Below are 19,859 nucleotides of genomic sequence, written 5' to 3'. Positions count from 1 at the left end.
CCGTAGCCCGCCGTTACATTCCGTTTGGGTTTTCGGACCGTCAACCGGAAGACTGCACCCGTGACGTCCCGTATCCCGCGCGACTCCAGGCTTCGACTCGTCCGCACGCGACCCCTGGCCGCCGCCCCCCGAGCGATGAACCAGCGGCGCTCGCGCCGCCCCGCACCCCGCCCCCCGGAGGGCACCCCGGCACAGGCCGAGTTGGCCAGAATGGCTCGCTCCGGCCTCGCCGGCGCGGCCCGCGTCGCCCACTGGGCCGACGCCGCCCTGGGCCCCGGCCGGGACGGCGGCCGAGCCGACGGCAAGGCCACCCTCTCCGACGAGACCGCCGAACGGGCCGCCGCCGACCTGGGCCTGACCCCGGCTCAGATCCGCGCCGACTGGGACACCGCCCGCCTCGCCGGCCTCGTCGAGGTGCACGGCGACAGCGCCCGCCCCGGCTGGCGCCTGCGCGCCTGGGACCGCGACGACAGCGCCGTCCTGCGCGGCTGGGTCGCCCTCTTCGACGCCTGGTCGCTGGCCTATCCCGAACCCGCGGACCACGAGCCCGCCGCCGTCGCCGAGGTCGTCTCGGCCATGCCGCAGGTGCTCTCCTTCCTCCAGCTCTCCGCCGGCCCCGTGCCCGTGGAACAGCTCCTGGACCTCCTGGAGCAGCGCGTCACCGAGCTGCGCACCGAGCGCTGCGAGATCCCCTACGGCCCGCAGCCCGACCCCGCCACCCAGCCCCAGCCGCAGCCCGCGGACGCCCCCCTCGAACCGCTCCTCGACTGGGCGCTGCACGCCCTGGCCTCCGTCGGTGCCCTCACCTACGGCGACGGCCAGGCCACGCTCACCCCGCTGGGCAGCTGGGCGGTGTGGGTCAAGCTGGAGCAGATCTGCGTCGCCGCGCAGAGCCCCGCCGGCAACATCGAGGTGGTCGCCGAGGAGATGCTCCGCGGCTGCGCCCAGCTGCGTCCCAACGCCGCCCGTGCCGAGTACCGGGCCTGGCTCGCCGCCCGTCCCGTCGGCAGCGCCGTCACCGAACTCCTCGACGCCGCCCGCGGCGAGGACGCCCTGCTGCGCGGCCTCGCCTTCGAGGCGCTGCGTGTCGTCGGCGCCCCCGCCGAGCCCGACGTCCGCGCCGTGGCCGACGAGCCGACGCTGCGGCCGTACGCCCTGCTGTGGCTCGCCGAGCACGACGGCCACGACCCGGAGGACGCCCACGAGGTGCTCACCCGGGAGGAGGCCACCTGGCTGTGGGTCGACACCGCGGCCGCCGTCGCCGACCACGGCGAGGCCCCCCTGCTGGTGCGGCACCTGGAGTCCGCGGTGCAGCCGACCGTGCCCATGCTGCTCGACGAGGTGCGGGCCGTCGGCCACCCCCGCACCGTCCAGGTCCTGGTCGCCCTCGCCGCCGCCCACCCCGACCCCGCCCTGGCCAAGGCGGTCCGACGGGCCGCCTTCCAGGTACACACGGGCCGGAGCTAGGAAGAGAGGGAAGAGGGGCCTAGCCGCCTATCTCCGGCGTATAGGTCCCGAAGCTCCAGATGTTGCCCTCGACGTCCCGGGCCATGTAGTCCCGCGCTCCGTAGTCCTGGTCCGTCGGGGGCATCAGGATCTCCGCGCCCTGCTCCACGGCGTGCCGGTGGTGTGCGTCGACGTCTGCCACGGCGACGTACACCCCGGTCGTGCCCGCGTCCTTCATCGCCGCGTCGAAGAGACCGCCGCGGCCCTTGGAGCCGACCATCACCGCGCCGTTGCCCTGCACCAGCTCGGCGTGCAGCACCGAGCCGTCCTCACCCTCGTACACCGACAGCTCGGTGAAGCCGAACGCCTCCGTCAGCTGCCGGATCGCCGCCTTGGCGTCCGCGTACAGCAGCGTCGGATAGATGCTGGGCCGCCCACCGCTCGTGCCTGCCATGCCGATCACTCCCTCGTGATCAAATGCTGGAAATCTGACTCACGACCAGTCTTGCAGCGACCACCGACAACGGTCCCTGACCAGCGAGAATCCCCAAGAGGGCAGCTCAGCTGAAGGTGTTGCACCGCGCCATGTCCCCGCTCTCGTACCCCGTCCGGAACCACTGCTGCCGCTGCTCCGCCGACCCGTGCGTCCACGACTCCGGCGTCACCCGTCCCTGGAACCGCTCCTGGATCCGGTCGTCGCCCACGGCCGCCGCCGCGTCCAGACCGTCGGTGATGTCGGCGGCGGTGAGGCTGGTGATCAGGGGGCGCCCGGTCGACTCGTCCTTCGTGGTGGTCGCGTGGTGCGCCCACACCCCGGCGTAGCAGTCCGCCTGGAGCTCGACCCTGACCGCGTTGCTGTTCGCGCCCGTGCGCCCGTCCTGGGACCGGCTGAGCGTGCCCATCAGGTCCTGCACGTGATGCCCGTACTCGTGCGCGACGACGTAGGCCTGCGCGAAGGCGCCGCCGCTCGCGCCGAACTTCGACCGCAGCTCGTCGAAGAAGCCGAGGTCCAGATAGACCTTCCGGTCGCCGGGGCAGTAGAACGGCCCGACCGCGGAGGTCGCCGACCCGCACGCCGTACCGACCCGCTGACTGAAGAAGACGGTGGGGGAGCGGGAGTACGAGCCGCTGCGCCGCGCGAACTCCTGGTCCCAGTAGTCCTGCACGCTGTTGACGACCGCGACCATCCGGCAGTCGTCCCGGGTGTTGGCGTCCTGCCCGGTACGGCAGGACTGCTGGACCTGCGCGAGGCCGGAGGCCGTGGCGGCGGGCTGGTCACCGCCGGTGTCGGAGAGTCCCAGCTGGTCGGGTCCCACCCCCAGGAACAGCCCCAGCAGCAGCGCGATCAGCCCGGCGATGCCCCCGCCGACGGTCGCCCTGCCTCCGGGGATGCGGCTGCCGCGCACGTCCTGGACCTCGGAGGTGTCCAGTCTGGCGTCGTCGTCGAACTGCATGCCGTCATCGTGATCCACGGCTCCGGCACCCGCACCCGGAGCGGACCGCGGACCTCGAACACCCGCACCCAGAAAAAGTGCTTGCACGCCCCCGTTAGACTTGGCCCATGGCCATTCTCCTCGCGCATTAGACGGCGGGAACGTCCTCAGCCGCCCACAACCGTCATACACACGCCCTGGAGTCTGTCCGTGATCTCCGCCACCGGTATCGAGCTGCGCGCCGGCGCCCGAGTCCTCATCGAGTCCGCCACCTTCCGTGTCGCCAAGGGCGACCGCATCGGCCTGGTCGGCCGCAACGGCGCCGGGAAGACCACCCTCACCAAGTGCCTCGCCGGTGAGGGCATCCCCGCCGCCGGCCAGATCACCCGCTCCGGCGAGGTCGGCTACCTCCCGCAGGACCCCCGCACCGGCGACCTCGACGTCCTCGCCCGCGACCGCATCCTCTCCGCGCGCGGTCTCGACGTACTGATCCGCAAGATGCGCGAGAACGAACAGCGCATCGCCAACGGCCAGGGCGCCACCCGCGAGAAGGCGCTCAAGCAGTACGAGCGCCAGGAGACGGAGTTCCTCACCAAGGGCGGGTACGCCGCCGAGGCCGAGGCCGCCACCATCGCCGCCGCGCTGAACCTGCCCGACCGGGTGCTCGGCCAGCCGCTGCACACCCTCTCCGGCGGTCAGCGCCGCCGTATCGAGCTGGCCCGCATCCTGTTCTCGGACGCGGACACGCTGCTCCTCGACGAGCCCACGAACCACCTCGACGCCGACTCGATCGTCTGGCTGCGCGACTACCTCAAGACCTACCGCGGCGGCTTCATCGTGATCTCCCACGACGTCGACCTGGTCGAGACGGTCGTCAACAAGGTCTTCTACCTGGACGCCAACCGCGCCCAGATCGACGTCTACAACATGGGCTGGAAGCTCTACCAGCAGCAGCGCGAGGCCGACGAGAAGCGCAGGAAGCGCGAGCGGCAGAACGCCGAGAAGAAGGCTGCCGCCCTGCACTCGCAGGCCGACAAGATGCGCGCCAAGGCCACCAAGACGGTCGCCGCGCAGAACATGGCCAAGCGCGCCGACCGGCTGCTCGCCGGGCTGGAGGCGGTCCGGGTCTCCGACAAGGTCGCCAAGCTCCGCTTCCCGGAGCCGGCGCCCTGCGGCAAGACCCCGCTGACCGCCGAGGGACTGTCGAAGTCCTACGGCTCGCTGGAGATCTTCACCGACGTCGACCTGGCGATCGACAAGGGATCGAGGGTGGTCATCCTCGGGCTCAACGGCGCGGGCAAGACGACCCTGCTGCGGCTGCTCGCCGGCGCCGAGCAGCCGGACACCGGTGCCGTCGTCCCCGGCCACGGCCTGAAGATCGGCTACTACGCCCAGGAGCACGAGACCCTGGACCCGGACCGCACGGTCCTGGAGAACATGCGCTCGGCCGCCCCCGACATGGACCTCGTCGAGGTCCGCAAGGTGCTCGGCTCCTTCCTGTTCTCCGGCGACGACGTCGACAAGCCCGCAGGCGTCCTCTCCGGTGGTGAGAAGACCCGTCTCGCCCTCGCCACCCTGGTGGTCTCGTCGGCGAACGTGCTGCTCCTGGACGAGCCCACCAACAACCTCGACCCCGCCAGCCGCGAGGAGATCCTCGGCGCGCTGCGGACCTACAAGGGCGCCGTCGTCCTGGTCACCCACGACGAGGGCGCCGTCGAGGCGCTCCAGCCGGAGCGGATCATTCTGCTGCCGGACGGCGTCGAGGACCTGTGGGGCGCCGACTACGCGGATCTGGTCGCCCTGGCTTGATCGAATGCGTGATCCACGGCGTATGGATCATTCGGCTTACCGGTGATCCATCATCTGTGTGAGATCTCCTCGTACCGGGGTGTGTCCTACATCCATTTCGCGGCCGATCCCTTTGTCGACAAGGGGTCGGCCGTCGCACGTCTCTGACCTGCCCGTTCACAAATGAACCCGTTCGGCGGTACGAACGCGCCGACGTGGAATCCCAGATTCCGCATGTGGGGATGCGCTCCTGTCGTCACAACCTTGTCTTACGGACCTTGCCGAATGGGTGGCCAGGAAGCCCGGGAGGGGTGATCATGAGGAGACCAGAGCGCACTTCCCATGAGGAGGCACGGGTGGCCGAGACTCTGAAGAAGGGCAGCCGGGTGACCGGCGCCGCGCGCGACAAGCTCGCGGCAGACCTGAAGAAGAAGTACGACTCCGGTGCGAGCATTCGGGCGCTGGCCGAAGAGACCGGCCGCTCGTATGGCTTCGTACACCGGATGCTCAGCGAGTCGGGCGTCACGCTTCGTGGGCGTGGCGGCGCGACCCGGGGCAAGAAGGCCGCGTCGTCCTGATTCCGGGCGGCCCCTCGGCTTCGATGGTGGCCACCCGGTCGGTCGGCTGACCGTCCGGGTGGTTACTGTGCAGTCACTTAGCCGTGCCGTGTGGCACGGCGGATGACCGCACTCATCGGAGGCGCCCCATGGGCCAGGAACTCGTTCCCCTGCTCGACAAGGACGGCGTACGGCTCACCGTCGAGGACACCCTCGCCACGGTGACGCTGACCAACCCGGCCAAGCTCAACGCGCAGAGCCCCGCTCTGTGGCGGTCGCTCGCCGAGGCGGGTCGGCTGGTGCCGGGCTCCGTCCGGGTCGTCGTGCTGCGCGGCGAGGGCAAGTCCTTCTCCGCGGGGCTCGACCGGCAGATGTTCACGCCGGAGGGGATCGAGGGCGAGCCGTCGTTCATCGACCTCGCCCGCAGTGGTGACGCCGAACTCGACGCCGCCATCGCGGAGTTCCAGGAGGGCTTCACCTGGTGGCGGCGGAGCGACGTCGTGTCCATCGCCGCCGTCCAGGGGCATGCCATCGGGGCGGGCTTCCAGCTCGCGCTCGCCTGCGACCTTCGCGTCGTCGCCGACGACGTGCAGTTCGCCATGCGCGAGACCGGTCTGGGCCTGGTCCCGGACCTCACGGGCACCCACCCGCTCGTCTCGCTCGTCGGCTACGCCCGTGCGCTGGAGATCTGCGCCACCGGGCGCTTCGTCCTGGCCGAGGAAGCCGTCAACACCGGCCTGGCCAACATCGCCGTCCCCCGGGACCAGCTCGACGACGCCGTACGCGACCTCGCCGGCGCCCTGCTGGCCGCGCCGCGGGACGCCGTCATCGAGACCAAGGCGCTGCTCCGCGGCGCCCAGGACCGCACCTACGACGAGCAGCGCGCCGCCGAGCGCGCCGCACAGGCACGCCGACTGCGCGACCTGGCCGGCATCGGCGAGTGACCGTCACCCGAAAGTGTGACCACCTCGTGGTGACCTACACCGTCACCCGACCGCGGTGACACCTCATGGCGAGCCACACCGTCATCCGACCGCGGTGACCACCTCGTGGTGACCCACACCGTCATCCGACCGCGGTGACCACCTCGTGGTGACCCACACCGTCACCCGACCGCGGTGACCAGCACCGCCACCGTCGGATGACCGGGGAGCGCCTTCCCCACCCGCTCGCGGACCGCCCGGGCCACGTCCAGCGCCCGGTGGTCCGCGTCGACCGCGACCTCCACCCGGACGTGGCCTCGCGGCAGGGCCGCCTCGCTCCGCACCGCCTGCCCCAGCGCGGCGGTGATCCCCGTGACGCCGGGCACCGCGAGGGCGGCGGCCGCCGCGGGATCGTCGGCCACCACGGCCGACGGCGGCTCGGGCTGCCGTACCGCGGCGGCCTCCGGCTCCTCGTCCAGCAGCGCCGTCACCGTCAGGTCGACCTCCGCCACCACCAGCCCCAGCAGCTCCGTGGCTGCGGTCGCCAGGCCCGTCCGCAGCCGGTCCGCCGTCGTCGGCAGCGGCTCCCGCGCGGTCGCCGCGAACTGCGCCGAGATCCGCAACGGCCCCGGCGGCAGGGCGCTCGGCGGTGGCGGTACGACGGGCTCGTGCGCCGCCGCCGGATCGGCGAGCGCGATCCGCAGCGACTCCAGGCGCACGCCGCGCACCCCCCGTACCGCACGCCGCAGCACCGCCTCGGCCGCCTCCTCCGCGATCCACGCACCGTCGCGCGCGCCCCCCAAAGGCAGCAGCCTGCCGAGGCCGAGCTGATGCCGTACGGACTGTGTCCACCGGTCGGTCATTGCTCCAGCCTGCCCCATCTCCGGCGCGCGTGGACGCAACCCCACTTACGGTGGTGGAAGGACGACGATCGAAAGGGATGTACGGCGATGACAGAGCAGACGCAGACTCCCGACGTAGAGACCGCCACGCAGCCCCGCAAGGCCGTCAAGCGCGGCGGCGGTGACCCGGCGACCCGAGGACGGACCACCATCGCCGACGGGGTCGTGGAGAAGATCGCCGGGATGGCCGCCCGGGACGTCCTCGGCGTGCACGCCATGGGCAGTGGGCTCTCCCGCACCTTCGGGGCCGTCCGCGACCGGGTGCCCGGCGGCTCGAAATCCGTGACACGCGGCGTGAAGGCCGAGGTCGGCGAGGTGCAGACCGCGCTCGACCTGGAGATCGTCGTCGACTACGGCGTGTCGATCTCCGACGTGGCCCGGGCCGTCCGGGAGAACGTCATCGCGGCCGTGGAGCGGATGACCGGCCTGGAGGTCGTCGAGGTCAACATCGCGGTCAGCGACGTGAAACTGCCCGAGGAAGAGGACGACGAGCCGGAGCCCCGGATCCAGTGAAGGGTCTCCGAACGGCTGAGGGGAGTGCGGCATGAGCATGGCCGTGGTCGGCATGATCGCCGGTATGGCGCTGGGCTTCGCCGGGTACTTCGGCGGGTTCGGGGCCTTTCTGCTGGTGGCGGCCCTGGGCGCGATCGGGTTCGTCGTCGGCCGCTTCATGGAGGGAGACCTGGAGATCGGCGACTTCTTCCGCACCCGTGACGAACGCCGCGACCGGCGGGGACCCAGATGACCGCCGAGGCCGGTGAGCTGCACAGGCCCCTGACCGTCGTACCGCCCGGCGAACGCGGTGCGACGCGGATCGCCGACCGGGTCGTGGCGAAGATCGCCTCGCAGGCGGCGCGCGAGGTGATCGGGGAGGTCCCGGACGAGGCCGCGCCCGCGCACGCCACCGTGGTGGTCCACCACGACACGGCGCGCGTCCACGTCCACCTCGAACTCGGCTACCCCACCGACATCGGCGCCCGTTGCGCCCGGGTGCGTCGACATGTGGTGGAGCGGGTACGCGCGTTGGTGGGAATGGAGGTGTCGGAGGTCGCGGTCCAGGTCGAGCGGCTGCATCTGACCCCGGCGCACGGCGCGGCACAGGGGAGGACGCGATGAGCGAGCCCCAGGGCTCCGAGGGCACGACGCAACGACTGCCGGTTCTGGAGAAGCCGACCGAACCGGACCCCGCACCACCACCACCGGTCCTCGAAGGCAGCGGCGGCAGCGGCCGTTTCTGGTCGCCCCGGCGCGTCCCCGCGGCCGTCGCCGCGGTGCTGCTCCTCGGCGTCGCCGGACTCTTCCTCTACGACATCGCGGCCGTCCGCGCCGGACAGCCGGCCATGCGCTGGCGCCGCGAACTGGCGACCCAGCTCGCCGAGCGGACCCTGGACGACACCTGGGTCCTCGTCGGCGCCGGCGTCGCCGCCGCCCTCGGCCTCTGGCTGATCGTCCTCGCCGCCACCCCCGGCCTGCGCGGCGTCCTGCCCATGCGGCGCACCCACGCCGACGTACGGGCCGGCCTGTACCGCGAGGCCGCCGCCCTGGTCCTGCGCGACCGGGCCGTCGAGGTCGCCGGTGTGCAGTCGGTGCGGGTCCGGCTGTCCCGCGCCAAGGCCGACGTCAGCGCGGTCGCGCACTTCCGTGAACTGGACGACGTACACGCCGACCTGGACGCCGTGCTCGGCGACGCGATCCGGGGGCTGGGGCTGGCCCGGCCGCCGTCGCTGTCGCTGCACGTGCGGCGGCCCGGGAAGAAGGGGTGAGGGCCGTGCTCAGGGTCGTCAATCGGGTGCTGCTGGGCCTGATCGGGCTGGTGCTGGTCGTCGTGGGCGGCGCGGTGCTGGCCGTGGGGCTGGGCGCGAACCCGCCCTCCTGGTGGATCCACGACAGCCGTCACGACGTACTCCTCGACACCGCCGAACGCACCCGCTGGCGGGACGCCGGCTGGTGGTGGCCGACGGTCCTCGGCGTGCTCGCGCTTCTCGTGCTGCTCGCCCTGTGGTGGCTGGTCGCGAACCTGCGCCGGCACCGCCTCACCGAGGTCCTGATCGACACCGGCGACGGCGAGGGCGCGCTCCTGCGCGGCCGGGCGCTGGAAGGCGTACTGGCCGACGAGGCCACGCGGTTGGACGGCGTCTCCCAGGCCCACGTGCATCTGACGGGCCGGCGCGACGCCCCGGAGACCCGCGTACGGCTCCTGCTGGAACCGCACGTGGACCCCGGGACGGCACTGAGCCACCTGACGACGGAGGCCCTGACGCACGCGAGGAACTCGGCGGGCCTGGAGTCTCTGCCGGCGGAGGTCCGCATGAAGGCGGTCAAGCATCGTGCAGAGAGGGTGAGTTAAGGCTTTTAGGGGCGCGGGGAACTGCGCGATCAACCCCCACCGGCCCGCACTCAAAAGCCGTGCCGCATCCCCCCGTCAACAGGCAGCATGATGCCGGTCAAATAGGAAGCCGCAGGGGAGAGCAAGAACGCCGCCGTACGCCCGAACTCCTCCGGCGTCCCGTACCGCCGCAACGGAATCCGCGCCTCATTGGCGGCACGGGTGGCCTCCGGATCCGCGGACAGCCCATCCAGCTCACGCACGCGATCCGTGTCGATACGCGACGGCAGCAGGCCTACGACGCGAATCCCGCGCGGCCCCAGCTCGTCCGCGATCGACTTCGCGAACCCGGCGAGCCCCGGCCGCAGCCCGTTGGAGATGGTCAGCCCCGGGATCGGCTCGTGCACCGAGCCCGACAGCACGAACCCGATGACACCCCCGGCCTCCAGCTCCTCCGCCGCCGCGCGCGCGAGCCGTACCGCACCCAGGAAGACCGACTCGAACGCGCTGGTCCACTGCTCGTCCGTGTTGTCCGCGACGAAGCCCGGCGCCGGCCCGCCCACGCTGATCAGGATGCCGTCGAAGCCGCCGAAGCTCTCCCGCGCGGCCGCGATCAGGCGGGCCGGAGCCTCCGGGTCGGCGTTGTCGACGGCCAGCCCGATGGCGTTCGGCCCCAGCTCGGCCGCCGCGTCGGCGACCCGCTTCTCGTCCCGCCCGGTCAGTACCACCTTCGCCCCGTCGGCGACCAGCTCGCGCGCGGACGCGTTGCCGAGACCGCGGGTGGCCCCGGTGACGACGTACACCCGGTCCTTCAGTCCAAGATCCATGGCCCCTATCCTGCCTCCTCGTCCCCGAACAGGGCGAGGGCGGTGTTCACCAGTCCGATGTGGCTGAACGCCTGCGGGAAGTTGCCGAGGTGGCAGTCGTGCGCCGGGTCGTACTCCTCGGACAGCAGCCCCACGTCGTTGGCCAGCCCCACGAGTCGCTCGAACAGCTCACGGGCCTCCTTCGTGCGGCCCGTCATGTGCAGGGCGTCCGCCAGCCAGAACGAGCAGACCAGGAACGTGCCCTCGTCGCCCGGCAGCCCGTCGACCGTCGTGCCGTCGGTGCTGTACCGGCGCAGGAAGCCGCCGTGGCCCAGCTCCTCGCGGATCGCGTCGACGGTGCCGATCACGCGCGGATCGTCGGGCGGCAGGAAGCCGACCCGGGGGATGAGGAGCAGGGAGGCGTCGAGCTCGCTCGAACCGTAAGCCTGGGTGAAGGTGTTGCGCTCGGCGTCGAAGCCCTTCTCGCACACCTCGCGGTGCACCTCGTCGCGCATCTTCCGCCAGCCGTCGAGGTCGCCGTGCAGCACGGGGTTGTCCTCCAGGGCGCGGACGGCCCGGTCGGCGGCCACCCACACCATCACCTTGGAGTGGACGAACTGACGGCGCCCGCCGCGCACCTCCCACAGCCCTTCGTCGGGCTGCCGCCACGCTCCGCGCAGGAAATCCATCAGGGCGCACTGGAGGGACCAGATGTGCGGCTTGGTGGACAGCCCCGAACTCCGGGCCAGCGAGAGGGAGTCCATGACCTCGCCGTACACGTCCAGCTGGAGCTGTTTCACGGCCTCGTTGCCGATCCGTACCGGCGCCGAGCCGTGGAAGCCGGTGAGCCACGGCAGTTCGAACTCGGGCAGCCGCCGCTCGCCCGCGACGCCGTACATGATCTGAAGGTCCGCCGGATCGCCCGCGACCGCGCGCAGCAGCCAGTCGCGCCAGGCCTCGGCCTCCTCGTGGTACCCCGCCGACAGCAGCGCGCCGAGGGTGAGCGTGGAGTCGCGCAGCCAGCAGTACCGGTAGTCCCAGTTGCGTACGCCGCCCAGCTCCTCCGGCAGCGAGGTGGTGGCCGCGGCGACGATGCCGCCGGTCGGGGCGTAGGTGAGGGCCTTGAGCGTGATCAGGGAGCGCAGGACGATGTCCTTGTAGGGGCCGTCGTAGCGGCAGCGGTCCGACCACGCCTGCCAGTCCTCGACGCTGGCGCGCAGGGCGTCGAGCGGGTCGGTCTGCGGCGGGCGCGGCTCGTGCGAGGGGTGCCAGGTGAGGACGAACGACACCTTCTCGCCCTTCTTGACGGTGAACTCCGAGTGCGTGCAGAAGTCCTCGCCCCAGGTGCGCACCTCGGGTTCGCTGCGCAGCCACACCGAGTCCGGGCCGGCGACGGCGACCCGGTGCCCGTCGGTCCTGCGCATCCACGGCATGATCGAGCCGTAGTCGAAACGCAGCCGGAGCGTGCTGCGGACGGTGACCTCGCCGCTGAGGCCCTCGATGACGCGTACGAGGTCGGGGGCGCGGTCGCGCTGGGGCATCAGGTCGGTGACCCGCACCGAGCCGGTGTCGGTCTCCCAGTCGGTGTCCAGCACGAGGGTGCCGGGACGGTAGGCGCGGCGGGCGCACCGGTCCGGGCCGTCGCGGGGCGCGATGCGCCAGTGTCCGTTCTCCTCGTCGCCGAGCAGCCGGGCGAAGCAGGCGGCCGAGTCGAAGCGGGGCAGGCACAGCCAGTCGACGCTGCCGTCCTTGCCGACCAGGGCCGCCGTCTGTTCGTCGCCGATGAGGGCGTAGTCCTCGATACGGGGGTGCACGGGATGCGGGTTCCCGGAGGGGTGGCAGGACAATCCGGGGTGGAGCCGCCCGAGTGATTTCGAACGGCCGGCCTCAGACCGCGGCCGGTTCCGTCTCCTCCGACTCCGCGCCCGACTCCTTCTCCGCCTTCTCCCGGCGGTCCCGCGTCTCGCGCCGCACCAGCACGACCCAGCCGATCGGCACGGCCGCGGCGAACAGCCACCACTGGTAGGCGTACGCGAAGTTCAGCGCGGCGTTCTCCATGCCGGGCTTGCTGCCCATCAGCTCCGGGATGTCGCCCTTGGGCTCGGGCGCGGTCTGGGCGATGTAGCCGCCGAGGACGTCGGCGCCGAGCCGCTTCGCCTCCTGCGCGCTGTTGATCAGCATGATCTGGCGGTCGGGCAGGCCCTTGAGGTCCTTGATGCCGCTCGCCTCGGTCGTCTCGTCGGGCATCAGCCGCCCGGTGACCGTGATCTCGCCGCGCGGGGGAGCGGGGATCTTCGGGAACGCGGTCTGGCTCGGGCCGTCCGCTGCGATCCAGCCCCGGTTGACCAGCAGCACCTTGCCGTCGTTCAGGACGAACGGGGTCAGGACGTGGTAGCCGACCTCGTCGTCGGAGTTGGTGCGGCGGCGGACGACGACCTCGTGGTCGGTGTCGAACCGACCCTTCGCGGTCACCGAGTGGTACCGCTCCTTGCTGGTCACGGTGTGCCCCGGGGACGTCAGCGTCTCCACGGGCACCGGCTTCGCGTCCAGCGCGTCGGAGACCAGCTGGTTGCGGGCGGTGCGCTCGTCGTAGCGGTGCATCTGCCAGATGCCCAGCCTGATCATCGTGGGGATGAGAAGGAGGGCGACCAGCGTGAGGATCACCCACTGCCGGGACAACAGGAAGCGGTACACCCCACGACGGTACAACTCGGGCCGTGGGGTGTTCGCACAGGGGTGTGCCGGATCCGGTCGACCCGGTGGTCAGACCCGGTCGACGATGCCCACCTTCCCCTCCGCGCGGGCGCAGTGCGCCCCGCAGAACCAGTGGCCCTCGACCTCGACGCCCTGGCCGATGATCTGGACCCGGCAGTGCTCGCAGATCGGGGCCATGCGGTGGATCGCGCAGGAGAAGCAGTCGAAGACGTGGACCGCGCCCTGGGCGTGCACCTCGAAGGTCATGCCGTAGTTGTTGCCGCAAACTTCGCAAGTCGCCATGCGCCACAGGGTGAGCTGTCCGTACGGCGCGGGCGAGCGGGCGGCGGGCGAGTCGCGGCGCAATCACCCGTCCGTACGGTCGTCTCTCCGACGCCGGTGCCACGCGTGCGTGCGATCAGTTTTCCGACGCCGGTGCCACGCGTGCGTACGGTCAGCCTTCCGACGCCGGTGCCACGTTCCCCAGGAGTTGGCCGAACGCCGCCTCGTCGACGACCGGGGTGCCGTACTGCCGGGCCTTGACGACCTTCGACGTGCCCGAGTCGGGGTCGTTGGTGACGAGGAGGCTGGTCAGGCGGGAGATGCTTGTGGCGACGTGCAGCCCGGCCTCGATCGCGCGGTCCTCCAGCAGGTCGCGCTCGGTCGAGGTGTCCCCGGAGAACGCGACCCGCATGCCCTGCTTGAGCGGTTTGCCCTCTTCGTAACGCCCCGGGTTGGGATAGGGGCATGCGGGCCTTTTGCGTGCCGGGCGCCAACTGGTCGGCCGATAGCTGCTGTAGCCGCCGTACCCACCGCCACCGCCAACGCCGCCGCTACTGCCCTGCTGCCGGGGCACCGCCCGGTCCGTCCACTCCGTCAGCGGCCGGCACTCGTGCAACGGCAGCCGGATGCTCCGCGAGGCCGCCGCCCGGAGGCTCGGCCGGAACGCCTCCGCCAGCACGCGCGCGTCGTCGAGCGCGTGGTGCGCACGCTGCTGGACGACGCCGAAGTGGGCGGCCAGCGACTCCAGCTTGTGGTTGGGCAGCGGCAGCGCCAGCTCCTTGGACAGCGCGATGGTGCACAGCCGCTGCCGCACCGGCGCCTCGCGCTCCGCGCGCGCGTACTCCCGGGCGATCATCTGCCAGTCGAAGACCGCGTTGTGCGCGACGAGCACCCGGCCCTCCAGCCTCGCCGAGAACTCCTCGGCGATGTCCTGGAACAGGGGCGCGCCCTCCAGCACGTCGCTCGTCAGACCATGGATCCACACCGGGCCCGGGTCGCGCTCCGGGTTGACCAGCGTGTACCAGTGGTCCTCGACCTCACCGCGCGCGTCCAGCCGGTAGACGGCCGCGGAGATTATCCGGTCGTCGCGGGCCAGTCCCGTGGTCTCCACGTCAACGACCGCGTATCCCTTCGGATACGCGGCCGGCCACTGGGTGGGGGAGGACGCTTCGGCGGTACGGTCTTCGAGCATGGTCCCTGAGGATACGGGCCCCCACTGACAGTCCCGCGCCCACCCGCCCCGCAACCCTGTTCCGGTGCCGGGCACTTCAGTGCTCTTCCAGCGGGCCTCGAATCCTCAGCCCAGCGCCGCCACCAGATCCCCCGCCGCCAGCGCTTCGAGCCCGCAGCCGTCGACCGGCCCCGGCAGCAGCCGGTACGCCGACCCGGTCGCGCCCGCCGGTGCCACGCCCCCGTGCACGAGCGCGAGGAACACGTGCCGGTGTGACGCGGCTTCACCCGCGAGGGCGTCGGCCGTCTCGGAGGGTTGCCGCGCCTGGGGCGGTTCGAGGTCGCGCACGCGCGCGGCGAACGCGGTGTCCGCCTCTCCTTCGTGCCGCCGGTAGCGCCACAGTTCGTCCACGGCGCGCGGATGCGGTGCGCGCCGTATCACCGCGACCTCGTCGCCGCGCGCGGCCGCCCGCCACACCGCCAGGTCCCACAGGGTCGTTCGGCCCGACGCGAAGTACTGGTGCAGGTCCTGGGCGACCCGGCCGAGGTCGGCGCCGTGCCGGTACAGGCTGTGGAAGCCCTCGTCGGCCGGGAGGTGGAGATCGGTCCACAGGAACGTACGGCGGTCGAGGTCGACCAGCATCGGGACGTGGATGCGCGAGTCGCCCACCAGGTCGTAGCGCTGACGGACCGTACGCGGGTCGTACGACGCGTTCCGGTCCTCCTCGGCCGCGGAAGGCAGCGCCATGAAGCCGGCGAAGGCGTCCAGGAGCTCGTCGAACGCGATGTCGTTGAAGCTGAAGACGACCGGCAGGGCGTAGCGCACACCGCGTTCCGCGAGTGCGGCCAGGTCGAGGTCCACGTACTCGGTCGCCCCGTCCGGCGCGGGCGCCGACACCAGGTCGCCGGAGTGGACGGCCGAGCGGCCCTCATGGACGAGGTTCGTGTAGTCGCACAGGCCCGCGAAGTTCCACTCGGCGTCGTACATCGCCACCGACAGGTCCAGGTCCACGCGCTGCTTGGCGGGCTCCATCCAGTGCAGGAAGAGCCGCAGCACCTGGCCCTCGGGCAGGGGTTGCGTGCTGCCGCGCGGGACGGTGACGAGGGCCTTGCTGGCGGCGGTCTCGGCGGCGGGCACCGCGAGGCCGGTGAGCGCCGAGTCGAGCACGGACAGGTCGAGACGGGGCGCGTCATGCCGGCCGAGGCGTCGCAGTGCCTCCGCCTCCAGCAGGTCGCAGACCGCGTCCGTCACCTTCGGCGACAGCGGCACGCGCGTGTCGTCGATCGTGAACGAGTGCGTCACCTGACCGCGCGGGAAGAACACCCGCCGCCCGCCCGGGAGATGGCGGATGCGCATCCGCCCGAGCACGGCGAGCAGCGGCCCGGGGCCGGCCTTGGGCAGCACCCGGCGCAGTACGTCGCCGAGCTCCTGCGGCAGCACGTCGAGTTCGCGCAGCCGCAGCAGATGGTCGAGGCGGCGCAGCAGCTCGCCGGGGCGCTGGGCGAGCAGGTCGAGGGCGGCCTCGAAGTCGCCTTCCTGTAGCGCCTGTTCGACGCGTGCCGCCCAGGTGGCGGGCTTGACACGGATGCCGACCGTCCGCGCGCCGACGGTCTGCTCAGCGCCCGTCCCCGCTCCTGCTGGGGCGGGTTGTTCCGTGGCCGTCCGCGCGCCGACGGTCTGCTCAGCGCCCGTCCCCGCTGCGGCGGTCCGTGCAGTGGCGGTCTGTTCCGTGGCCGTCTGCGCGCTGGCGGTGTGTTCGCCGCCCGCCGCCCCCGCTTCTGCGGTCTGTTCCGCGGCCGTCCCCGCCGCATCGCACCGTGTCACCCGTACCGCGTCGGGATGCTCCGCGGCCGTTCGCAGCAGCGCCTCGCCGAGGGCGCCCTCGGAGACGTCCGTGGCGCGCAGGACCGCGAAGGCGAGCGCGGCCTTCGGGTGGCGCGCGTGCTGCTCGTACGGGTGCAGGATCTCGGCAGCGCGCTTCCAGGCGCCCGGGTGCCGCAGCACGTCCTCGACCAGTGACGGCATCGCCAGCCCGTCGAGGATGCCGAGCAGCCGGCGCCGCAGCGCGCGCGGGACCGAGCGCATGCGCGGCGGCTTCAGCAGGTCCCCGTCGCCGCCGGACCACACGCACAGCAGCCGCAGTACGTCCGTCGCGGTCGTCAGCTGCGTGTCGAGCAGCTCGGTGGCCGTCACGCGCGTGTGCCGGTCGAGCAGCAGCATGCCGAGGGCCAGCGCCTTGGTCTGGCGCACCGGGATGTCCTGGGGGAACCAGCCCAGGTCGGCCGGTGCGTGCGCCAGCAGGATCTTCACGTCGTCGCGGTCCTGCGGCGGCAGCGGGGTCCGCCGGGCCAGCAGCCGCAGCAGCGCCCGCACCGCGTCCGCCCGGGAGTCCTTGCCGAGCGCGAGCAACTTCAGCGGGCCCACGGCGACTTCACGCGCGTGAAGCGGTGGAGCGGGCTTCAGGAAGGGGTCGTCGCGGTCGATCCGGCGGTGGCAGATCGGGCAGCCCGCGTAGTCCGCGCCGTCCCAGCACTCCCGGCACACCAGATGCGCGCACGGGGACACGGGGTGCACGCTGCCGACCGTGCCGCACAGCACGCACGGCTGCTTCGGCCACTGGAGCAACAGCGTGAAGACCCGGTCGACGAACAGCTGGAAGGTGTCGTCAGGAACCGAGGCCGGGAAGCTGCGGAACATCGGCATGTGGGTGCGGTCCGCGCCCAGTTCGGCGTCGATGTGCCGGACGAGCTGCTTGCCCGCGTCCGCGAGCCCGGCGGGCCCCAGCCAGGCGAGCGCCGCGTGCAGCTCCGCCGTCGGCGCGAATCCCCGGTCCAGCAGCTCGGCTTCGAGCGCGACGAGCCCTGGCGCCGTCGACGGGTCGCCCGGGCGCGGCCCGGCCTGGTCGACGTAGACGGTACGGAGGCGGCGGAGCAGCACGGACGACAGTACGGACAAGCGGAGGCCCCCTGGGGGAAGGTGGAGAGAAGTCTCAGAGGCGGGGACGGAGAGTGGGCGCGCTGTCGTTGTCATAGGAAAGAGAGAAGGAAGCACGCGGCGGAGCCGTCCCCGCGATCACGACTGTAGGAGGACGGTGGCGGCGGGCGCCACCCATTTATTTCCGGGCGGATTCTTCTTGCTTCCGTGCGGCTTCCTCGCCGTCGAGCAGCGACTGCGTGAGGGCGCGTACGGACCTCACGAACAGCCGTTCCTCGTCGACGGGACGGGCGAAGGCGCGGGCGAGCGCGGGGTCGTCGTAGCGGTCCTCGGTGGGCTGCTGCGCGGGCGCCCGTTCACGATTGCGCTCCACGAGGACGAAGCCCACGACCTGGAACTGCACGGCCCGCACCGCCTCCGCCGCGCGGGCACCCCGCAGCCCGGCCGCGTGCACCTCGCGCACCAGCGCCTGCTGCGCGGGCAGGAACATCCGCTCGGTCAGGCCGCGTTCGTGGACCATCGCGACGAGATGCGGATGCTCGCGCAGCCGCCGGCGCAGGATGCGGGCCACGGACACGACCCGCTCGGCCGGGGTGCGCCCGGCGGGCCTGATCTCGCCGAGCTCGGCCACGGTCCGCCGTACGAGGGCGTCCAGCAGGGACTCGCGGTTGCCGACGTGCCAGTAGATCGAGGTGACGGCGGTGCCCAGCTCGGCGGCGAGCTTGCGCATCGTCAGCGCCTCGGGGCCGTGCTGCTTCACCAGGTTCGCGGCCGTGTCCAGGACGTCGTCCCTGGTGAGCGACGCTCTCGCCATGGTGCCCCCAAGTCCCGTGCGTGCACGCGTATTTACCCCGCGGAGGGTCTGCTGTAACTGTGTTACAGGTGACGGCCCATCAGAAGAAGGGCGGTACGGCATGGCACGCGTACGGTACGGCGCGCGGACCGAGGCGGAGATCGCCGCCGCGCGCACCGCGAGCGCGCGGCTTCCCGACATCTGGTCCACCGGGGTGGTGGCCGTCTGGGAGACCGACCCGGACGCGGTCGCGGCGGTCCTGCCGCCGCCCCTGAAGCCCTCGGCCCGGCCGCTGGCCCGGGTCAACATCAGCAAGGTCGACCTGCCCGGATACCCGCTCGGCGCGGGCTCGTTCGCGGTCGCGGCGGCCCATGACGGCGTCGACGGCTGGTACCCCCTGGTCATGCCGATGACCCACGAGCGCGCCCTGATCGGCGGCCGCGAGGTGTTCGGCGAGCCCAAGAAGCTCGGCGAGGTCGTCGTGGAGCGTGAGGGCCTGGTCGTCCGTGCCTTCCTCGCCCGGCACGGCATCGCCTTCGTGGAGGTGCGCGGCGCGGTCGCCGGTGCGCTGCCGCTGCCGGAGCCCGCCCAGAAGACGGACTTCTACTTCAAGTTCCTTCCCGCGGTGGACGGTTCGGGCTTCGACGGCGACCCGGTCCTCGTGCACTGTCTGCGCAACGAGAAGGTGCGCCGCCTGGAGCGGATCACCGGCGACGTCGTGCTGCGCGAGTCGATGTACGACCCGGTGGCCGACCTGCCGGTGCGCAGGCTGGTGGAGATCACCATCGGCGAGAAGACCAGCGACCAGCGCGGCAAGGTCGTCGAACGGGTGGACGCGCGGGCGTTGCTGCCGTACGTCCATCAGCGCTACGACGATCCGGCCCAGGTGCTGGACGGCCCGCCCGAGGGGAGCACCTGATGGATCTTCTTCCGGGTCAGGTCGCCGTCGTCACCGGTGCCGCGAGCGGTGTCGGTCTCGCGATGGCCCGCCGGTTCGCCGCCGAGGGGCTGAAGGTCGTCCTCGCCGACGTCGAGCGACCGGCGCTGGACGCGGCCGTCACGGCGCTCCGCGCGGACGGGGCCGACGTGCACGCGCGCGTGGTGGACGTCGGCGAGCGCGAACAGGTAATGGAGCTGGCCGACTTCGCCTACGAGACGTACGGCGCCGTCCATGTGCTGTGCAACAACGCCGGGGTGGGTTCGGGCGCCGAGGGCCGGATGTGGGAGCACGAACCGAACGACTGGAAGTGGGCGTTCTCCGTCAATGTGTGGGGCGTCTTCCATGGTGTCCAGGCATTCGTTCCCCACATGATCAAGTCGGGTCAACCCGGTCATGTGGTCAATACATCCTCCGGTGACGGCGGCATCGCCCCGCTCCCCACCGCCTCCGTCTACGCCGTCACCAAGGCGGCCGTGGTGACGATGACCGAGTCCCTGTACGCCCATCTGAAGGCCGAGCACGCGCGCGTGGGCGCCTCGGTGCTCTTCCCGGGACCGCACATGCTCCGCACCGGCCTGTGGGAGTCGCACCGCAACCGCCCCGAGCGGTACGCCAAGGAGCGGCCCCGCAGGACGCCGTACCGCAGCCTCGACCAATGGGAGGCCGCGATGAGGGAAGCGGGCCGGGAGGTGCGCTTCACGCCGGTCGAGGAGGTCGCCGAGACCGTCGTCGACGGCATCCGCGCGGACCGCTTCTGGATGCTGCCGCCGAGCGAGCACAGCGACGCGCAGATACGCGCGCGTGCCCGGTCGATGCTGGACCGCGCGAACCCGGCGTACCTGGAGAACTTCATTCTCGACTGAG

At 72.0% G+C, this 19,859-nt stretch carries 21 protein-coding genes; 11 read left to right on the top strand and 10 right to left on the bottom strand.

Features of this window, described 5'->3' with window-relative positions; all coding sequences use genetic code 11:
* The first annotated feature begins 60 nt into the window (after positions 1-60).
* On the top strand, positions 61-1,467 hold the full coding sequence (locus EJC51_RS12330) for a hypothetical protein (protein WP_165951124.1): 1,407 nt from the start codon (positions 61-63) through the stop codon (positions 1,465-1,467).
* A gap of 19 nt (positions 1,468-1,486) precedes the next feature.
* Here the strand turns inward: EJC51_RS12330 and EJC51_RS12325 are convergent, their stop codons facing one another.
* Positions 1,487-1,900 (bottom strand): VOC family protein, encoded by a 414-nt coding sequence (locus tag EJC51_RS12325; RefSeq protein ID WP_079308267.1) that lies wholly within the window; start codon positions 1,898-1,900, stop codon positions 1,487-1,489.
* Between the two features lie 106 nt (positions 1,901-2,006).
* Positions 2,007-2,900 (bottom strand): KPN_02809 family neutral zinc metallopeptidase, encoded by an 894-nt coding sequence (ypfJ, locus tag EJC51_RS12320; RefSeq protein WP_126271106.1) that lies wholly within the window; start codon positions 2,898-2,900, stop codon positions 2,007-2,009.
* Between the two features lie 189 nt (positions 2,901-3,089).
* Here ypfJ and EJC51_RS12315 point away from each other — a divergent pair, with 189 nt between their 5' ends.
* The 3 genes from EJC51_RS12315 (at position 3,090) to EJC51_RS12305 (ending at position 6,168) form a co-directional block, all read left to right on the top strand.
* Complete coding sequence (locus EJC51_RS12315; RefSeq protein ID WP_126271105.1) at positions 3,090-4,688, top strand: ABC-F family ATP-binding cassette domain-containing protein; 1,599 nt, start codon at positions 3,090-3,092, stop codon at positions 4,686-4,688.
* A gap of 335 nt (positions 4,689-5,023) precedes the next feature.
* A complete protein-coding gene (locus tag EJC51_RS12310; RefSeq protein WP_004002281.1) occupies positions 5,024-5,245 on the top strand; it encodes a helix-turn-helix domain-containing protein in 222 nt (73 codons plus the stop codon).
* A gap of 128 nt (positions 5,246-5,373) precedes the next feature.
* Positions 5,374-6,168, top strand: coding sequence for an enoyl-CoA hydratase/isomerase family protein (locus EJC51_RS12305; RefSeq protein WP_126271104.1), 795 nt, complete (start codon positions 5,374-5,376; stop codon positions 6,166-6,168).
* Positions 6,169-6,329: 161 nt separating this feature from the next.
* Here the strand turns inward: EJC51_RS12305 and EJC51_RS12300 are convergent, their stop codons facing one another.
* A complete protein-coding gene (locus EJC51_RS12300) occupies positions 6,330-7,010 on the bottom strand; it encodes a nucleopolyhedrovirus P10 family protein (protein ID WP_126271103.1) in 681 nt (226 codons plus the stop codon).
* Positions 7,011-7,097: 87 nt separating this feature from the next.
* On the opposite strand from EJC51_RS12300, the gene EJC51_RS12295 reads away from it, so the two are divergent.
* Genes EJC51_RS12295 through amaP form a run of 5 tightly spaced genes read left to right on the top strand, consistent with a single transcriptional unit; the run spans position 7,098 to position 9,396 of the window.
* Positions 7,098-7,562, top strand: a complete 465-nt coding sequence (locus EJC51_RS12295) for an Asp23/Gls24 family envelope stress response protein (protein ID WP_126271102.1) — start codon at positions 7,098-7,100, stop codon at positions 7,560-7,562.
* Positions 7,563-7,593: 31 nt separating this feature from the next.
* The gene (locus EJC51_RS12290; RefSeq protein ID WP_097262302.1) at positions 7,594-7,794 is read left to right on the top strand and encodes a hypothetical protein; all 201 of its coding nucleotides are present in this window, start codon (positions 7,594-7,596) and stop codon (positions 7,792-7,794) included.
* The gene (locus tag EJC51_RS12285) at positions 7,791-8,165 is read left to right on the top strand and encodes an Asp23/Gls24 family envelope stress response protein (protein ID WP_126271101.1); all 375 of its coding nucleotides are present in this window, start codon (positions 7,791-7,793) and stop codon (positions 8,163-8,165) included. Before EJC51_RS12290 ends, EJC51_RS12285 begins: the two co-directional genes overlap by 4 nt.
* Positions 8,162-8,812 carry a DUF6286 domain-containing protein gene (locus EJC51_RS12280; protein WP_126271100.1) on the top strand — a complete coding sequence of 217 codons (651 nt, stop codon included), beginning with the start codon at positions 8,162-8,164 and terminating at the stop codon, positions 8,810-8,812. The genes EJC51_RS12285 and EJC51_RS12280 overlap by 4 nt, the downstream gene beginning before the upstream one ends.
* Positions 8,809-9,396 (top strand): alkaline shock response membrane anchor protein AmaP, encoded by a 588-nt coding sequence (amaP, locus tag EJC51_RS12275; RefSeq protein ID WP_126271099.1) that lies wholly within the window; start codon positions 8,809-8,811, stop codon positions 9,394-9,396. The genes EJC51_RS12280 and amaP overlap by 4 nt, the downstream gene beginning before the upstream one ends.
* A 50-nt stretch (positions 9,397-9,446) precedes the next feature.
* Here the strand turns inward: amaP and EJC51_RS12270 are convergent, their stop codons facing one another.
* From EJC51_RS12270 to EJC51_RS12240, 7 genes are all read right to left on the bottom strand, one after another.
* A complete protein-coding gene (locus EJC51_RS12270; RefSeq protein ID WP_126271098.1) occupies positions 9,447-10,202 on the bottom strand; it encodes an SDR family oxidoreductase in 756 nt (251 codons plus the stop codon).
* A 5-nt stretch (positions 10,203-10,207) separates the two neighbouring features.
* Positions 10,208-11,995, bottom strand: a complete 1,788-nt coding sequence (locus EJC51_RS12265; RefSeq protein ID WP_126271097.1) for a glycoside hydrolase family 15 protein — start codon at positions 11,993-11,995, stop codon at positions 10,208-10,210.
* Between the two features lie 73 nt (positions 11,996-12,068).
* Positions 12,069-12,875, bottom strand: coding sequence for an SURF1 family cytochrome oxidase biogenesis protein (locus EJC51_RS12260; protein ID WP_126271096.1), 807 nt, complete (start codon positions 12,873-12,875; stop codon positions 12,069-12,071).
* A gap of 69 nt (positions 12,876-12,944) precedes the next feature.
* The gene (locus EJC51_RS12255; protein ID WP_079083468.1) at positions 12,945-13,178 is read right to left on the bottom strand and encodes a hypothetical protein; all 234 of its coding nucleotides are present in this window, start codon (positions 13,176-13,178) and stop codon (positions 12,945-12,947) included.
* A 151-nt stretch (positions 13,179-13,329) separates the two neighbouring features.
* The gene (locus EJC51_RS12250; RefSeq protein WP_126271095.1) at positions 13,330-14,349 is read right to left on the bottom strand and encodes a DEDDh family exonuclease; all 1,020 of its coding nucleotides are present in this window, start codon (positions 14,347-14,349) and stop codon (positions 13,330-13,332) included.
* Positions 14,350-14,454: 105 nt separating this feature from the next.
* Positions 14,455-17,283: an MXAN_6230/SCO0854 family RING domain-containing protein gene (locus tag EJC51_RS12245; protein ID WP_126271094.1), complete on the bottom strand. Its 2,829-nt coding sequence runs from the start codon at positions 17,281-17,283 to the stop codon at positions 14,455-14,457.
* A gap of 157 nt (positions 17,284-17,440) precedes the next feature.
* Positions 17,441-18,076 (bottom strand): TetR/AcrR family transcriptional regulator, encoded by a 636-nt coding sequence (locus tag EJC51_RS12240; RefSeq protein ID WP_126271093.1) that lies wholly within the window; start codon positions 18,074-18,076, stop codon positions 17,441-17,443.
* Between the two features lie 100 nt (positions 18,077-18,176).
* Here EJC51_RS12240 and EJC51_RS12235 point away from each other — a divergent pair, with 100 nt between their 5' ends.
* On the top strand, positions 18,177-18,974 hold the full coding sequence (locus EJC51_RS12235; RefSeq protein ID WP_126271092.1) for an acetoacetate decarboxylase family protein: 798 nt from the start codon (positions 18,177-18,179) through the stop codon (positions 18,972-18,974).
* Positions 18,974-19,858 (top strand): SDR family NAD(P)-dependent oxidoreductase, encoded by an 885-nt coding sequence (locus EJC51_RS12230; protein ID WP_126271091.1) that lies wholly within the window; start codon positions 18,974-18,976, stop codon positions 19,856-19,858. The genes EJC51_RS12235 and EJC51_RS12230 overlap by 1 nt, the downstream gene beginning before the upstream one ends.
* The last annotated feature ends 1 nt before the right edge of the window (position 19,859 follow it).

This window comes from Streptomyces aquilus (assembly GCF_003955715.1).
GTDB lineage: Bacteria > Actinomycetota > Actinomycetes > Streptomycetales > Streptomycetaceae > Streptomyces > Streptomyces aquilus.
This window is presented reverse-complemented; position numbering and strand designations above follow the sequence as displayed.

What these genes read in the sequence shown, in the direction of transcription:
- EJC51_RS12250 (WP_126271095.1), bottom strand. Translation starts at nt 14,349, where the DNA reads ATGCTCGAAGACCGTACCGCCGAAGCGTCCTCCCCCACCCAGTGGCCG.
- ypfJ (WP_126271106.1), bottom strand. Translation starts at nt 2,900, where the DNA reads ATGCAGTTCGACGACGACGCCAGACTGGACACCTCCGAGGTCCAGGAC.
- EJC51_RS12295 (WP_126271102.1), top strand. Translation starts at nt 7,098, where the DNA reads ATGACAGAGCAGACGCAGACTCCCGACGTAGAGACCGCCACGCAGCCC.
- EJC51_RS12300 (WP_126271103.1), bottom strand. Translation starts at nt 7,010, where the DNA reads ATGACCGACCGGTGGACACAGTCCGTACGGCATCAGCTCGGCCTCGGC.
- EJC51_RS12230 (WP_126271091.1), top strand. Translation starts at nt 18,974, where the DNA reads ATGGATCTTCTTCCGGGTCAGGTCGCCGTCGTCACCGGTGCCGCGAGC.
- EJC51_RS12270 (WP_126271098.1), bottom strand. Translation starts at nt 10,202, where the DNA reads ATGGATCTTGGACTGAAGGACCGGGTGTACGTCGTCACCGGGGCCACC.
- EJC51_RS12325 (WP_079308267.1), bottom strand. Translation starts at nt 1,900, where the DNA reads ATGGCAGGCACGAGCGGTGGGCGGCCCAGCATCTATCCGACGCTGCTG.
- EJC51_RS12290 (WP_097262302.1), top strand. Translation starts at nt 7,594, where the DNA reads ATGAGCATGGCCGTGGTCGGCATGATCGCCGGTATGGCGCTGGGCTTC.
- EJC51_RS12280 (WP_126271100.1), top strand. Translation starts at nt 8,162, where the DNA reads ATGAGCGAGCCCCAGGGCTCCGAGGGCACGACGCAACGACTGCCGGTT.
- EJC51_RS12285 (WP_126271101.1), top strand. Translation starts at nt 7,791, where the DNA reads ATGACCGCCGAGGCCGGTGAGCTGCACAGGCCCCTGACCGTCGTACCG.
- EJC51_RS12235 (WP_126271092.1), top strand. Translation starts at nt 18,177, where the DNA reads ATGGCACGCGTACGGTACGGCGCGCGGACCGAGGCGGAGATCGCCGCC.
- EJC51_RS12240 (WP_126271093.1), bottom strand. Translation starts at nt 18,076, where the DNA reads ATGGCGAGAGCGTCGCTCACCAGGGACGACGTCCTGGACACGGCCGCG.
- EJC51_RS12305 (WP_126271104.1), top strand. Translation starts at nt 5,374, where the DNA reads ATGGGCCAGGAACTCGTTCCCCTGCTCGACAAGGACGGCGTACGGCTC.
- EJC51_RS12255 (WP_079083468.1), bottom strand. Translation starts at nt 13,178, where the DNA reads ATGGCGACTTGCGAAGTTTGCGGCAACAACTACGGCATGACCTTCGAG.